This is a genomic window from Vibrio sp. RC2502, from assembly GCF_054850435.1.
In genome coordinates, this window is sequence record NZ_CM141453.1 from 242776 (window position 1) to 256574 (window position 13799).

14 protein-coding genes are annotated in these 13799 nt (G+C 43.7%); 8 read left to right on the top strand and 6 right to left on the bottom strand.

From position 1 onward, the window contains the following. The first annotated feature begins 3 nt into the window (after positions 1–3). From ACYJZR_RS01130 to galU, 5 genes are all read left to right on the top strand, one after another. A complete protein-coding gene (locus ACYJZR_RS01130) occupies positions 4–1428 on the top strand; it encodes a phosphomannomutase (protein WP_406966270.1) in 1425 nt (474 codons plus the stop codon). Positions 1429–1499: 71 nt separating this feature from the next. Further along, complete coding sequence (manA, locus tag ACYJZR_RS01135) at positions 1500–2708, top strand: mannose-6-phosphate isomerase, class I (protein WP_406966271.1); 1209 nt, start codon at positions 1500–1502, stop codon at positions 2706–2708. A gap of 171 nt (positions 2709–2879) precedes the next feature. Further along, positions 2880–4982, top strand: coding sequence for a YjbH domain-containing protein (locus tag ACYJZR_RS01140; protein WP_406966272.1), 2103 nt, complete (start codon positions 2880–2882; stop codon positions 4980–4982). Positions 4983–5079: 97 nt separating this feature from the next. Next, positions 5080–6246, top strand: coding sequence for a nucleotide sugar dehydrogenase (locus ACYJZR_RS01145; RefSeq protein WP_406966273.1), 1167 nt, complete (start codon positions 5080–5082; stop codon positions 6244–6246). A 67-nt stretch (positions 6247–6313) separates the two neighbouring features. After that, a complete protein-coding gene (gene galU / locus ACYJZR_RS01150; RefSeq protein WP_406966274.1) occupies positions 6314–7192 on the top strand; it encodes a UTP--glucose-1-phosphate uridylyltransferase GalU in 879 nt (292 codons plus the stop codon). A gap of 95 nt (positions 7193–7287) precedes the next feature. Here galU and tpiA read toward each other — a convergent pair whose 3' ends face one another. Beyond that, positions 7288–8058 (bottom strand): triose-phosphate isomerase, encoded by a 771-nt coding sequence (tpiA, locus tag ACYJZR_RS01155; RefSeq protein ID WP_406966275.1) that lies wholly within the window; start codon positions 8056–8058, stop codon positions 7288–7290. Positions 8059–8328: 270 nt separating this feature from the next. Here tpiA and ACYJZR_RS01160 point away from each other — a divergent pair, with 270 nt between their 5' ends. Both ACYJZR_RS01160 and ACYJZR_RS01165 read left to right on the top strand, forming a co-directional pair. After that, positions 8329–8676, top strand: a complete 348-nt coding sequence (locus tag ACYJZR_RS01160) for a 5-carboxymethyl-2-hydroxymuconate Delta-isomerase (RefSeq protein ID WP_005496920.1) — start codon at positions 8329–8331, stop codon at positions 8674–8676. Positions 8677–8774: 98 nt separating this feature from the next. Beyond that, on the top strand, positions 8775–9197 hold the full coding sequence (locus tag ACYJZR_RS01165) for a DUF805 domain-containing protein (RefSeq protein WP_005458874.1): 423 nt from the start codon (positions 8775–8777) through the stop codon (positions 9195–9197). Between the two features lie 40 nt (positions 9198–9237). On the opposite strand, the gene ACYJZR_RS01170 is transcribed toward ACYJZR_RS01165, so the two are convergent. The 3 genes from ACYJZR_RS01170 to glpX all read right to left on the bottom strand — a co-directional run bounded on the left by ACYJZR_RS01170 (position 9238) and on the right by glpX (position 11466). Then, complete coding sequence (locus tag ACYJZR_RS01170; protein ID WP_015296168.1) at positions 9238–9594, bottom strand: DUF3135 domain-containing protein; 357 nt, start codon at positions 9592–9594, stop codon at positions 9238–9240. Between the two features lie 104 nt (positions 9595–9698). Beyond that, positions 9699–10313, bottom strand: coding sequence for a helix-turn-helix transcriptional regulator (locus ACYJZR_RS01175; RefSeq protein WP_005484031.1), 615 nt, complete (start codon positions 10311–10313; stop codon positions 9699–9701). A 145-nt stretch (positions 10314–10458) separates the two neighbouring features. After that, positions 10459–11466 (bottom strand): class II fructose-bisphosphatase, encoded by a 1008-nt coding sequence (gene glpX, locus ACYJZR_RS01180; RefSeq protein ID WP_005458880.1) that lies wholly within the window; start codon positions 11464–11466, stop codon positions 10459–10461. A 346-nt stretch (positions 11467–11812) separates the two neighbouring features. On the opposite strand from glpX, the gene zapB reads away from it, so the two are divergent. Further along, entirely contained in the window at positions 11813–12055 is a 243-nt protein-coding gene (gene zapB / locus ACYJZR_RS01185) for a cell division protein ZapB (protein WP_005481417.1), read from the top strand. A 104-nt stretch (positions 12056–12159) separates the two neighbouring features. On the opposite strand, the gene rraA is transcribed toward zapB, so the two are convergent. Together rraA and ACYJZR_RS01195 are read right to left on the bottom strand one after the other, a co-directional pair. Further along, on the bottom strand, positions 12160–12672 hold the full coding sequence (gene rraA, locus ACYJZR_RS01190; RefSeq protein ID WP_005457192.1) for a ribonuclease E activity regulator RraA: 513 nt from the start codon (positions 12670–12672) through the stop codon (positions 12160–12162). Positions 12673–12748: 76 nt separating this feature from the next. After that, positions 12749–13666 (bottom strand): 1,4-dihydroxy-2-naphthoate polyprenyltransferase, encoded by a 918-nt coding sequence (locus ACYJZR_RS01195; protein WP_005457195.1) that lies wholly within the window; start codon positions 13664–13666, stop codon positions 12749–12751. Positions 13667–13799 lie beyond the last annotated feature (133 nt).

Genomic DNA, 13799 nt, shown 5'->3' on the forward strand with positions numbered 1-13799 from the left:
ATTGTGTTAATCACCAGTAAAGTTATTTCTGCGTCAGGGATTCAGTTTGGAACCAGCGGGGCAAGGGGACTAGTTGAGCAGTTTACACCAGAAGTGTGTGCTGCGTTTGCGATCGCTTTCACATCGATACTCTCTGAAGAATTCTGCTTTAAACGAGTTGCCGTTGCTATTGATAACCGCCCGAGCAGTTATGCTATGGCGCAGGCTTGTGTTGCAGCACTGAGCCAGCAAGGTTACGAAGTTGTTTACTATGGTGTAATTCCTACACCGGCACTAGCTTACTCTGCGATGCAAGAAAGCATCCCATGTCTTATGGTGACGGGAAGTCATATTCCGTTTGATCGAAATGGCCTCAAGTTTTACCGTCCTGATGGTGAGATAACCAAAACTGATGAGACCAGTATTTTAAATGTTAAGTCAGAGTTTAAAGCGCCATTAGTTTTGCCAGCGCTAAAGGTTGATCAAAAAGCAGCAAAGCAGTATGTAGATCGTTATTTAAGTTTATTTGCTAAAAATTTACTAACAGGTAAGAGAATTGGTATATACGAACATTCAAGTGCAGGACGAGAATTGTATCGTGACTTGTTTGAAGGTCTGGGTGCTGAAGTTGTCTCTCTAGAGCGTACGGATGAGTTTGTACCTATCGATACAGAGGCTGTTGCTGAAGCCGATAAACTAAAAGCGATAAATTGGTCGAAAGACCACCAGTTAGATTTTATTTTTTCAACAGATGGTGATGGTGACAGACCCTTGGTCGCTGGTGAGAATGGCGAATGGCTACGTGGAGACATTCTTGGTTTACTGTGTTCAAAAGTTCTAGAAGTAGAAGCTTTAGCGATACCGGTGAGTTGTAACACAATTATTGCTCAATCTCCTGAGTTCAAGACGGTATCGTTAACTAAAATTGGCTCGCCGTATGTGATTGCAGAATTTGAAAATCTAGCTAAGCAATATAAAACAGTGGCAGGTTTTGAAGCTAATGGTGGTTATCTGCTTGGAAGCGATATTGAATTTAACGGAAAGGTATTAAAAGCGTTACCAACACGAGATGCTGTATTGCCTGCATTGATGTTACTTTCGTTCGCTAAGCAACAAAACACGAGTATTAAAGAACTTGTAGCAGCACTACCTTCGAGATTTAATCATAGCGATCGTATTCAAAATTTCGCTACAGAAAAAAGCCTATCAATTCTTGCTCAAGGTAAAGAAAACCCTGAAGAGTTACTTGCCCTGCTTGGTGTGAAAAATGTGGCAGTTTCTAATGTAGACCTCACCGATGGCTTAAGAATGACTCTTTTAGATTCAACAATTATCCACTTGAGACCATCAGGTAATGCACCAGAACTTCGTTGTTATGCAGAGTCTGATTCGTTTGATATCGCAAGGCAGATAGTTGACAAAGTTCTAGGCCGTATCCGGTCTCTTTAAATATCAATTACCAGCTATATGAAATAAAGCTTGGCGATAGTTTGCTAGGCCATGCTTTATAGGTTTAAAAAATGACTCAATACTTATTCAAGCTTGAAAATGAAATTAAAAATTATGAATGGGGGAGTAAAACTGCAATATCGAAGTTGTTTGGCCTAGATAATCATGATGGTGCGCCCCAAGCTGAGTTGTGGATGGGAGCACACGCGAATGGTTGTTCAAAAGTAATTGTGAATAACCAATCGATTTTACTGTCTGATCTGATTAACCAAGATAAGATAAGTTGTTTATCGTTAGATACCACTGAGCGTTTTGGTTGCCTTCCATTCCTTTTCAAAGTTTTAGCCGCAGAGAGCGCGCTCTCGGTTCAAGTTCACCCCAACAAAAAAGAAGCAAAGTTAGGTTTTCAAAGAGAGGAAAGTGCTGGGGTGCCGCGCAGTGATCCAACAAGAAACTATCGAGACGCCAACCACAAACCAGAATTAGTCTATGCAATAACGCCTTATAAAGCGATGAATGGTTTTAGATGTTTTGATGAGATAATCTCGATCTTCTCATTATTTTTAGAGGGACGTGATTCATCGAGCCTTACTCGAATGGTGAAAGAATTTAAATTATCACCTTCATCACAAAATCTTCAGAAACTGTTTGTCGGTGTATTGTGTTTAGATGGTAAGGATAAAATTAACGAACTAGACGCTTTATTATCATTTGCTCATTCGAGTCAAAGTCAAGACAATGATATTTATACAACAATTATTGAACTTGCAAGCCATTACCCACAGGACATGGGGTTATTTTCTCCATTATTCTTAAACGTAATTACGCTTGAGCCAGGGCAGGCTATGTATCTAGATGCTAGAACGCCACATGCGTACATTAAAGGTGTTGGGCTTGAGGTCATGGCAAGTTCAGACAATGTACTGAGAGCAGGGCTCACCTCTAAATGTATTGATATAGATGAGCTTTCGAAATGTACGCTGTTCAAAGAAAAGCCTGAAAGCACATTGATTACTGTACCTAATTTGGATGGACATCGAGAGGTATATCCAATCCCCGTTTCGGATTTTTGCTTTGATTGTTTTATCAAAGCAGATAGTGAAGTTATTGGTGTTAATTCAGCAGAAATTATTTTTGCAATCGACTCAGAAGTCATCATTTCACATGCTTCTGGGGAGAAGTTAAGGCTAAGCAAAGGGGAGTCAGCTTTTATTCCGGCACGAGCTTGTCAATATACTCTCTTTTCCTCAGGGAGAGTTGCACGAGTTTATAACCAGTAGGTTAATGCGCATGGTGAAGGTTTAAATGATATCTAAAGGTGGAGTTAGATGGCCTAGAGGTTATCTCGGTATTAATTTTAGACTAAACGTACGTAGTGGGTGTTACTCTTATTAGAGTAACTGCGTTAAAAGTAATTGATTTTTAAGCAGTGGATTAAATCTAATTAGGTTATGGAAAATAAAAAAATAAAATTGGGAATATTAGTTGGTGTTTTGCCTTTTTATTCTTTATCAGCAACCTTTGCTTCTTCTCTAAAAGAGCTTCCCTCAAATCAAAGTTTTACTGGTATTATTTATACCCCCAATGCTCAAGTCATAGATTATGGTGAGTTCTCATTTACTTATGCCCAAGGGCTTCCACTGGAAGATGAGATTGGTGATGTTGATTCTTGGCTATTTTCATTTGGTCTTATCGAAGGCTTAGAAGCGCATGGCCGAATTTCAACGGAAACATATAGCTCAAGGTGCTTTTTTGGGGAGTACTGTGGAGTTCGGGATTTATCCATGTCACTAAAGTATCAAATTCCCAATTTTGGGGAATTTGAACGCTTCAATGTTGCTTTTGGTGTTCAGGACCTTGGTGGGGCAAAGAGCTTTTTTGATACTAAATTTGTTGTCGCTGATTATAATTTAGCGTCATTGCCAGCACGACTCTCGGTGGGATATGGACAGTCAGACATTCCTCTCGGTGTGATGGACGGGCCATTTGGTGGCATCGAATACCAACCACTTGATTTTGTCCAGTTCATTGGTGAATACGATGCTGTAGAGTTTAACTCATCAGTGAAAGTGTTCACCCCAGAAGAATTCTTACCTTACGACATGACGGCTTCTTTGAGCTACCAGATTTACTCTGGTCATGAGACGGATGAACAGTCTATTTGGAATGCTGCATTGTCTATCCCGCTCATCACCGATTACACCCGTTCTCGTGAGTATGCTCGTGGCAATGTGTCACTGATGGAAAAGCTTTCTCTAGAGCAAAGCAAAGCGGATAATGCGTCAATCTCTGCCTTGGTCAGTACATTGCGCAACGAAGGTTTTGTGAATATTCAAGTCGGTATCTTAAATCAATCGGTTGTCGTGGCACTAGAGAACCGCCGCTACAATCACAACCAGATGGATGGTTTGGGAGTGGCGATGGGGATCATTTCAAGCTACTTCGGTACAAGCTCTGCTCAAGAAATGGGTTTAAGTTCTGGTCGTATTGAGTTAATGCTGTTAGCAAACCAAAAACCAGTCGTGAGTGTGCAAACGGATGCGGCGTGTTACCAGAGTTTTGTCAATGGTTCCGCGGTATGTGATGACATTCAATTCAGTACCAAAAATCTATCTGACAAGCTTGAGTTAGTTGACTGGAAAACAGATCGCGTAAACAGTGGGGTTTTAGATTCACAGTTAGTGTTATCGCCAATGGTGCGTCATGGTGTTGCGACTGAGTTCGGTGTTTACGATTACTCGTTTGCTATGTCGAGCAACCTCTATACCTTCTTGTGGTCTGGTGCTGCTGTAGATGTTCGCCATATCCTGCCATTGGCGGAGAGCGATGATTTTGAAGAAGGCGGTTACTTTGAAGATAGCGCCTACGAAAACGAAATTGACCGTGCGATGATGCATCAATTCTTCCGCTTGCCATATGTCGATGTAGCAAACCAAGTGTCGTTAGGTCTGGTAAAAACCGACTATGTCGGTGCTCGTAGTGAATCTGCTTGGTTCTCTCCATCAGGTGCTCATGCACTTGGTCTAGAGATGAGCTATTTCCAGCACATGGATGAGAAAGACAAAAATGGCTATGCGAACCCGGATCGCCAAACGTTCCTTACTCGTTATACCTTTAGCATGCCTGAATGGGATTGGCAGTTTAATGCGACAGTGGGTGAGTTTTGGAAAGGGGATGCCGGCGCAAAATTCACGACATCACATTGGTTTGAAGACATAGAAGTATCCGCAAGTTATCAGGTGACAAAGTTTAACGATACAGACGAAGAGCAGTTTGTCACTGTGTCGGTAAAGCTGCCATTAACGCCATGGCGTGATATGTCGCCGGGAGTGATACAGATTCGTGGTAACGAGGCTTATGATTTCAACGTTACGACACGGGTTGGTAATGATGCTAACCATTTAGCGGCAGGCCAGGGTGATGAACTCGTAATGGATAATAGTATGCTTCGTCGCTACTTTAACCGAGGCCGTTATGGTCAAGAGTACTTTGAGCAGAACAAGCTTCGCATCCGCAACGCTTATTTGCGTTACTTGGGCACTCAATTGAATTAAGTTGTGTTGCTAGTTAGGCTTTTAGTCAATCACCGCACTCTATCGAGAGTTTAGGTGTTTTGATATGCTAGCGTCAGTTAAATAATAGGAAATAAAAATGAAAATTGCTGTAGCAGGCACGGGCTACGTCGGTTTGTCCAATGCTATGTTATTGTCACAAAACCATGAGGTTGTGGCGGTTGACATTATCCAGGAAAAAGTGGACTTGTTGAATGACAATAAGTCTCCAATTGTTGATGCGGAAATCGAACTTTTTCTTGCAAACAAAGAGCTCAACTTTGTCGCGACGCTAGATAAAGAGCTGGCTTACAAAGACGCAGAGTTTGTTATTATTGCCACACCAACGGATTATGACCCTCAAACGAACTACTTTAATACCTCTTCAGTTGAAGCAGTGATTAAAGATATAATGGCAATTAACCCAGATGCGGTTATGGTCATTAAGTCTACAGTGCCAGTAGGTTATACTGCGCGTATTAAAGAAGAGCTCGGTTGTCAGAATGTTATGTTCTCTCCAGAGTTTCTTCGTGAAGGTAAAGCACTTTACGATAACCTACACCCGTCTCGTATCATTGTTGGTGAGCGCAGCGAACGTGCAGAGAAGTTCGCGAACCTTCTGGTTGAAGGCGCGGTAAAAGAAGATATCTCGGTTCTGTTTACTGACTCTACAGAAGCAGAAGCGGTTAAGTTGTTTTCAAACACGTACCTTGCGATGCGCGTGGCTTACTTCAATGAGTTGGATTCTTATGCTGAAGCACATAACCTTGATGCGCGCCAAATTATTGAAGGTGTAGGCTTAGATCCTCGTATTGGCAATCACTACAACAACCCGTCATTCGGTTACGGTGGGTACTGTTTACCGAAAGATACAAGGCAACTGTTAGCAAACTATCAGGATGTTCCAAACAACATTATTGGAGCGATTGTTGATGCGAACCGCACTCGTAAAGATTTTGTCGCAGAGTCTATTCTCAAGCGTGAACCAAAAATCGTGGGTATTTACCGCTTAATTATGAAGTCAGGTTCAGATAACTTCCGCGCTTCGTCTATTCAAGGCATTATGAAGCGCATTAAGGCAAAAGGCATCGAAGTCGTGGTGTATGAGCCAGTACTTAAGGAAGATGAATTCTTCCACTCTGCTGTTATCCGCGATATTGAAGAATTCAAACAAATGTCAGATGTCATTGTTTCTAACCGCATGGTTGAAGAACTTGCTGATGTGGCTGATAAAGTTTACACACGCGACCTGTTTGGTAGCGATTAATTCGTATTTATATTCAAATAATATAAAAGGCTCCCCCAGAGGAGCCTTTTTTTAGTTGGTAATGGTTATGATTAAAAAATGTTTATTCCCTGCGGCGGGTTATGGTACACGTTTCCTTCCTGCAACTAAGTCGATGCCTAAAGAAATGATGCCAGTGGTGAACAAGCCATTGATTGAATACGGTGTTGAAGAAGCGATTGAAGCCGGCATGGACGGTATGTGCATCGTCACAGGTCGTGGTAAACACTCGTTAATGGATCACTTTGATAAAAACTACGAGCTAGAGCATCAAATTAGCGGTACAAGTAAAGAAGCGCTGCTTGATGATATTCGTTCTTTGATTGACTCTGCGAGCTACACTTACATCCGTCAGCGTGAAATGAAAGGCTTAGGTCACGCTATTCTTACGGGGCGTGAACTGGTCGGTGATGAACCGTTTGCTGTTGTGCTCGCGGATGACCTTTGTGTGAATGAGGACCAAGGCGTTCTAGCTCAAATGGTTGAGCTGTACAAACAGTTCCGCTGTTCAATCGTTGCGGTACAAGAAGTGCCGGAATCAGAAACGCATAAATACGGTGTGATTGCTGGCGAGATGATCAAAGATGATATCTTCCGCATTGATAACATGGTTGAAAAGCCAGAACCAGGCACAGCACCTAGCAATCTAGCGATTATTGGTCGCTACATTTTGACTCCTGATATCTTTGAACTGATTGAAAATACAGAGCCGGGCAAAGGTGGCGAGATTCAAATCACCGATGCGCTGATGCAACAAGCTCAGTCTGGTTGTGTTTTGGCATACAAATTTAAAGGTCAACGCTTTGATTGCGGTAGTGTAGAAGGCTACATTGAAGCAACAAATTACTGCTACGAGAACCTTTATAAAAAAGACTCCAGTGCGGAGCTCGTGAAAAAGCCAACCGTGAAAATTGCCGAGCCAGCGTAAGTTGGAACTTTCTATTAGGTACTCCGACGGTACAACACAAACAAAAAGGGATGCGTGATGCATCCCTTTGTTATTTCTGCTTAATAAAAGCGAAATTAAGCTTTAGCTGCTGCCGCTGCTTTAGCGATAGCTACGAAGCTCTTAGCGTCTAGAGAAGCGCCGCCAACTAGAGCACCGTCGATGTCTGGTTGTGAGAAGTAAGCTTCAGCGTTTTCTGGCTTAACAGAACCGCCGTATTGGATGATTACTTGTGCTGCAACTGCTTCGTCTTTCGCTGCGATTAGTGCGCGGATAGAAGCGTGGATGCGTTGTGCATCTTCAGCTGTTGCTGCTTTACCAGTACCGATAGCCCAGATTGGTTCGTAAGCGATGATTGCGCCGTTTAGAGCTTCAACACCGTAAGTGTCGATCACTGCGTTGATTTGACGTGCACATACTGCTTCAGTTTCGCCAGCTTCGTTTTGAGCTTCAGATTCACCGATACAGAAAACAGGCGTTAGGCCGTTTTCTTTTAGGAAGTTGAATTTCTTAGCGATGAACTCGTCAGATTCGTTGTGGTATTCACGACGCTCTGAGTGACCGATGATGATGTGAGTAGCACCGAAATCTTTCAGCATTTCTGGAGACATGTCGCCAGTGAAAGCACCGCTGTTGTTTAGGTCAGTGTTTTGTGCACCTAGGATAACTTTGTTACCGCCTTCAGCGATTAGACGCTCAGCTAGGTCGATGTAAAGAGCTGGTGGAGCTACTGCTACGTCTACACCTTCAACGCCTTCAAGTTCAGCGTTAATACCTGTTAGTAGCTCAGTTACCATTGCTTTGCTACCGTTTAGTTTCCAGTTACCCATCACTACAGGACGACGCATAGGAATATCTCCCTTATCTTTAATGTAAATAGTCTATTAATGTAAAAAATCTACGTAGGAATATAACAGAATAATGTGAACAGATCATGATTGGCGTCATGTCTTATTCGGCTTTCTTCATCTGGTCGGTGCTGCATTTGTTCTGTTATTTTTGTCAAAAGCAATCGATTGGTGATCGCGTAGACAGAATGATAGTTCATTCCTCGGAAATTGCTGACTAGATTGGTATTACTACACACTGAATTTTTTATGTTGTAGAAAGGAATCAAAATGCCAAACTTAGTTTTAGAGTATTCGAACTCAGTGGAAGAGCGAGTCAATGTACAAGGTTTGCTGGAAGACTTACATAAAGCTGCGTTAGAGAGTGGCCTTTTTGAGTTGGCCTCTGTGAAATCAAGAACGTTAAGATGTCATAACTGGCTAATTGGTGAAGCGGGTGACAGTCTCGATTTTATCCATATCAATTTTGATTTGTTGTCTGGCCGAACGCCTGAACAAAAGCGAGAATTATCGCGAGCTTTAATGGTTGTGCTTCAAGAACAGGCAAGTCATGTGCACAGTTTAACGGTTAACATTCGAGATATGGATGTGGACAGCTTTCAAAAAGTGGTGAACTGAATATAAGGCTTGGCCGACGTTGTTCACGACTTGTTGTTTCTTCCCAAATTAACCCGACTCGGCTACTCTGTATTCTTTCTATTTTTGGATAAAAATTGATGTCGACTAAAGAGTTACTGTTTTCGTTTCACGGACGTATCGATCGCAAAACCTATTGGATTTGGAATGTGATTTACTACATTTCGATTATAGGTTTTGGTGCGGGTATCAGTAAGTTGTTTCCTGCATTTTCTTACCTGTTACTGCCAATATTCTTGTTGGTACTGCTCATTCCTGATTTGGCTATTACGACAAAGAGATGGCATGACCGCGACAAGTCGATCTACTGGTTAGGCTTGAATATTCCTTTGGTGATTGGTCGAATCGCAACGCCGATGACAAGCCCAATGGCGCAAGAGCCTTCAACGCCACAGCTGTTCATTGCTTCGATTTCATTAATTTGTGGGCTTTGGATTTTGATTGAGTGTGGTTTTTTGAAAGGCACATCAGGCCCGAATAAATACGGTCCTGAGCCACAGTGATTTATGAGTGTGGGAGTCTGCCTAAGGTGCGACTCTCACATCAGTAGAAATCGTTTCTGTTGAAGGCGACTACGTTGTCTGTTTTAACCGACGTCGCTTTTCCTTGTAATGCTTCTCTGAACTTCGTGACTTGTTTTTGTAGTTCATTCATTAGCACGACGTTGGTGTGATGAGGGTTTTTACAGTTGCGAATCACACGATCAATATGGCTTTGCTGAGCCCATAAGCGTGGTTGCATCGTTTCTGATGCGCTTTCTATCATTTCTTTTGCCATCTCGTGGCGAAATTGTTCAAAGCCTTCTGGATCGCTTTCGGCCATCTGAACCAGTTCATCAAATGAGGGTAATACTTGCGTTGTGTGAGTATGTAGAGTTCTCATCCCTTTCTCCAAATCCATATGGATACTCGTGTTCAATACTACAAGCGTACACCACAGGAATCAGAGTAAAGGATGAATCATTGGCCTGTCTCATTTATAAGAGAGAGCGAAAGGGCCGAAATCTAAGCGCGGATTCGGTAAACGCAGCGACGTTGACCGCTAATGATATGCTCGGTACGCTCGACGGTCGTGTCGTCTCCGAGTAAGGACTGGAACACACTCAGTTCAGATTTGCATAAACTAGGGCAACGCGTGGCGGCTTTACAAATCGGGCAGTGATTCTCGATCAAGATAAAGCCGTGCTCATCTTGTTCAAGCTCTGCCATGTAGCCTTCTTTTTCGCGCAGAAAAACCAAAGTTTCCAGTTTGCTTTCTAAAGACTCACATTGATCGAGGTGCTGGCGATAGTTTTGTAAAGTCAGTTTTTCGCGCTCGGAGGTAACTTTGTCGAGGCCATCTTTACCGAAGATGTGTTCCACGGCTTCGATAAATTGGATGGTGAGTTCGCCATGACGATCGGCGAATTGCTCATGTCCCTTCTGGGTTAAAGACCAATGGCGAGTAGGGCGTCCGACTTTGACTTTTACATCGTGAATCGACAGGATGCCTTCATCTTCTAAACCTTGCAGGTGCTGGCGAGCACCCATGGTTGTCATCCCAAGCTCAGAAGAGAGTTGTTTTGCAGTGACAGACCCGTCACGCTTAACGATTTGCAATATCCTATCTACGGTCTTCATATTCCCACCATTTGTATTTCCGTACACATTATGCGCGATAGGCTTAGTAAAGAAAAGTGTTGACTTAACTTGAGTGGGGATTTGGTGAGCCAAAAACAAAAAGGGTCGGCACTTTGCCAACCCTCTGCGATGCTGAACCTAAAAATTACAGAATGATATCGCGAACTTCTGGATCTTTGCGCTCTAAGTAATGGGTCGACTTGATGCGGCGAATGGTACGGCAACGGCCTCGCACGAGTAGCGTCTCTGTTGTCGCAATATTACCTTGACGAGAAATCCCCTCTAGCAAGTCACCTTTTGTAATGCCTGTTGCTGAGAAGACGACGTTGTCGCTGCGCGCCATGTCTTCCATTTTTAGGACGACGTTGGCTTTTACGCCCATTTCTTCACAACGTTGTAGTTCTGCTGCGCCGTAAATACGGTTTTCTTCTGTGTCGCCTTTCACTTCGTGGCGAGGTAGAAGGCGGCCATGCATGTCACCATCAAGTGCGCGAATCACCGCTGCGGATACCACCCCCTCTGGTGCACCGCCAATGCAGTACATGAGGTCCACTTCACTATCTGGCATACACGTTAGGATGGAAGCAGCAACGTCGCCATCTGGCACCGCGAAAACACGCACACCCATCGCTTGCATTTCAGCTATCACATCATCGTGGCGAGGTTTTGCTAGAGTGATGACAACCAGAGTGTCCAGCGTTTTATTCAGCGCGCTAGCAACGTTTTCTAGGTTTTCTTTCAACGGCTTTTCTAGATCGATCACGCCTTTCGCACCTGGGCCAACAACCAGTTTTTCCATGTACATGTCAGGTGCTTTTAAAAAGCTGCCTTTTTCACCCGCGGCAAGCACTGCCAATGCGTTTGATTGACCCATTGCGGTCATGCGAGTGCCTTCAATAGGGTCAACAGCGATATCCACTTCATCGCCACCTAGACCAACTTTCTCACCGATGTATAGCATTGGAGCATCATCGATTTCACCTTCACCAATGACAATTTCACCACTGATGTCTGTTTTGTTCAGTAGAGTGCGCATAACTTCAACAGCAGCGCCATCGGCTGCGTTTTTGTCACCACGGCCAAGCCATTTGTAACCAGCGAGTGCAGCACCTTCAGTTACACGAGAAAATGCCATTGCTAAATCGCGTTTCATGATGTCTCCAAGTAAGCAATAAGGAAGAGGAATTTGCGCGGCGATTCTATCACAACGGCAGTTAAACGTTTGCCTTTTTGCTGAGCTTTTACTTTAACTAAGTTGAATTTGATCAATACTTGGGTGATTTTTGTCGCGGAGAGGCGTAAATACCTTGCACAAAAATGCTTCGCCGATAAGAAAAGTCAGCGTTTAGTGAGATTGCGCCGATTTTTTAACCGAATGATGCGAAATATCGAATATAGTGAGTGTTTCTCATCGCGACGCTGAGTAGAATGACCTTATATAGGTAAGCTGCACGCCAATCTCGTGCATCGTCCCAACGGAATAACATAGGTAGGCCAAGATGTCTTTTGAAGTACTAGAACAACTAGAATCTAAAATTCAAACTGCAGTTGACACAATCACTCTTCTTCAGATGGAAGTTGAAGAGCTGAAAGAAGACAAAGTAAAACTAGAAGCAGAAGCAAACGAGCTTCGTTCTCAACGTGAAGATCTAGAGCAAAAAGCTCAGCAAGCTCAGCAAGAGCACGCACAGTGGCAGGAGCGCATTCGTGCACTACTTGGCAAAATGGACGAAGTGGAATAATTTCACTTCTTCATCCAGAATTAAAAACACCCGCTTCGGCGGGTGTTTGTGTATTTGGGTATGAGTAGCGCTTTAGTCAACGAAAGATGACTGGCTACTGGAAGCTACTCTTCGACCGTATCATCTAACTCAAGGTCAATATTAAGTGGCTCTGGAGATAGGATGATGCCAGTGTTGTCGGCGTAGATGTAATCTTCTGGAAGGAAGCTAACGCCGCCGAAGTTTACGGGTACATCTAGCTCACCAATGCCCTGGTTCGCCGCGCCAACAGGAATCGATGCCAAAGCTTGAATGCCGAGGTTCATGTCTTCTAGTTCATCGACTTCACGGACACAACCGTAAACGACAATGCCTTCCCACTCGTTTTCTTCTGCAATCGCAGCAATTTCTGCATCGATGAGCGCTTTACGTAAGGAACCGCCACCGTCAATCAACAACACGCGCCCAAGACCATCTTGCTCTAAGGTTTCGCGGATCAGTGAGTTGTCTTCAAAACACTTAATGGTGGTGATTTGCCCGGCAAATGACGCGCGTCCGCCAAAATTACTGAACATTGGTTCAACCACATCGACCTGATCAAGGTAGATATCGCAGAGTGCTGAGGTATTGTATTCCATAGCGTACCTTTCTAAACAGAAACTGGTTGTCTTTGAGTATATCTAGGCATTAAGTCAATGCAATGACAATCCTTTTTTAACTTACCAGAGTTTGAGCTACCACAATTGTTGCAAACAAAACGTTAGTGACTAATGAGCATTTTACGATAACTGGCAGCATTGGAGCGATTTGTGCAGGTTTTTCTGTATCCCAAACGGCTTTACCATGATGAATGACGACATAAACGCTCAACAAGAAGGGTAGGCTAATCCACAGTGGTTTGTCTTGAATTAACAAGTAAGCCGCAAACGCTAAAATAGCACCACCAAGCAAGATAAAGTGGTACTGCTTGGCTTTGTGTTGGCCCAAACGGACTGCGACCGTGCGCTTTCCACATTCGCGATCGTTCTCGATATCACGCATGTTGTTGATGTTCAGTACCGCTACCGCGAGTAAACCGCAGCCCAGAGCAGGTAAGAATAGAGTGGTGTCTACATGCCCAGTATGCAGGAAATATGTACCAGATACGCCTAGCAGACCAAAGAACAGGAATACGGAAATATCGCCTAAGCCGACATAACCGTAGGGCTTACTGCCCATCGTGTAAGCAATCGCCGCGATAATGGCAAGAATACCCAAACCGATGAAGGTGATGATGCTTTCTGGCGAGCTCAGCGCGTAAAACACCAAAACCAAGCCTGAGATGGCGGTAAGCACGATATTAAAAATGATCGCCTGTTTCATCTGTTTGGCACTAACGGCACCGGTCTGCATCGCACGCTGTGGACCTAAACGGTTTTCATTGTCGGTGCCTTTTACTGCATCGCCATAGTCGTTGGCTAAGTTCGATAGAATCTGCAATAAGGTTGCCGTAGCAAAGGCCATGATTGCGATGGTCAAAGAGAAATGACCGGCTGAGTATGCAAGTACGCTACCAGTTAAAATAGACACCAGAGCGAGAGGCAATGTTTTAGGGCGAGCGGCTTCAAGCCAGATCTGCAAAGATTGTTTCATGGAAATTTCGTGCTAGTAACCAATGTGCCCAGTATAAGCACAAAGCAGCAGATACGCTATTGACCTAAAACAAGGCAGGCATGACTGTTGGTACGTATCTGAGAATAATCTTTACGCAAATGCCCGGAAAACA

Coding starts and splice junctions, on each gene's coding strand:
- manA (WP_406966271.1), top strand. CDS start 1,500: ATGACTCAATACTTATTCAAGCTTGAAAATGAAATTAAAAATTATGAA.
- ACYJZR_RS01140 (WP_406966272.1), top strand. CDS start 2,880: ATGGAAAATAAAAAAATAAAATTGGGAATATTAGTTGGTGTTTTGCCT.
- ACYJZR_RS01145 (WP_406966273.1), top strand. CDS start 5,080: ATGAAAATTGCTGTAGCAGGCACGGGCTACGTCGGTTTGTCCAATGCT.
- galU (WP_406966274.1), top strand. CDS start 6,314: ATGATTAAAAAATGTTTATTCCCTGCGGCGGGTTATGGTACACGTTTC.
- tpiA (WP_406966275.1), bottom strand. CDS start 8,058: ATGCGTCGTCCTGTAGTGATGGGTAACTGGAAACTAAACGGTAGCAAA.
- ACYJZR_RS01160 (WP_005496920.1), top strand. CDS start 8,329: ATGCCAAACTTAGTTTTAGAGTATTCGAACTCAGTGGAAGAGCGAGTC.
- ACYJZR_RS01165 (WP_005458874.1), top strand. CDS start 8,775: ATGTCGACTAAAGAGTTACTGTTTTCGTTTCACGGACGTATCGATCGC.
- ACYJZR_RS01170 (WP_015296168.1), bottom strand. CDS start 9,594: ATGGATTTGGAGAAAGGGATGAGAACTCTACATACTCACACAACGCAA.
- ACYJZR_RS01175 (WP_005484031.1), bottom strand. CDS start 10,313: ATGAAGACCGTAGATAGGATATTGCAAATCGTTAAGCGTGACGGGTCT.
- glpX (WP_005458880.1), bottom strand. CDS start 11,466: ATGAAACGCGATTTAGCAATGGCATTTTCTCGTGTAACTGAAGGTGCT.
- zapB (WP_005481417.1), top strand. CDS start 11,813: ATGTCTTTTGAAGTACTAGAACAACTAGAATCTAAAATTCAAACTGCA.
- rraA (WP_005457192.1), bottom strand. CDS start 12,672: ATGGAATACAATACCTCAGCACTCTGCGATATCTACCTTGATCAGGTC.
- ACYJZR_RS01195 (WP_005457195.1), bottom strand. CDS start 13,666: ATGAAACAATCTTTGCAGATCTGGCTTGAAGCCGCTCGCCCTAAAACA.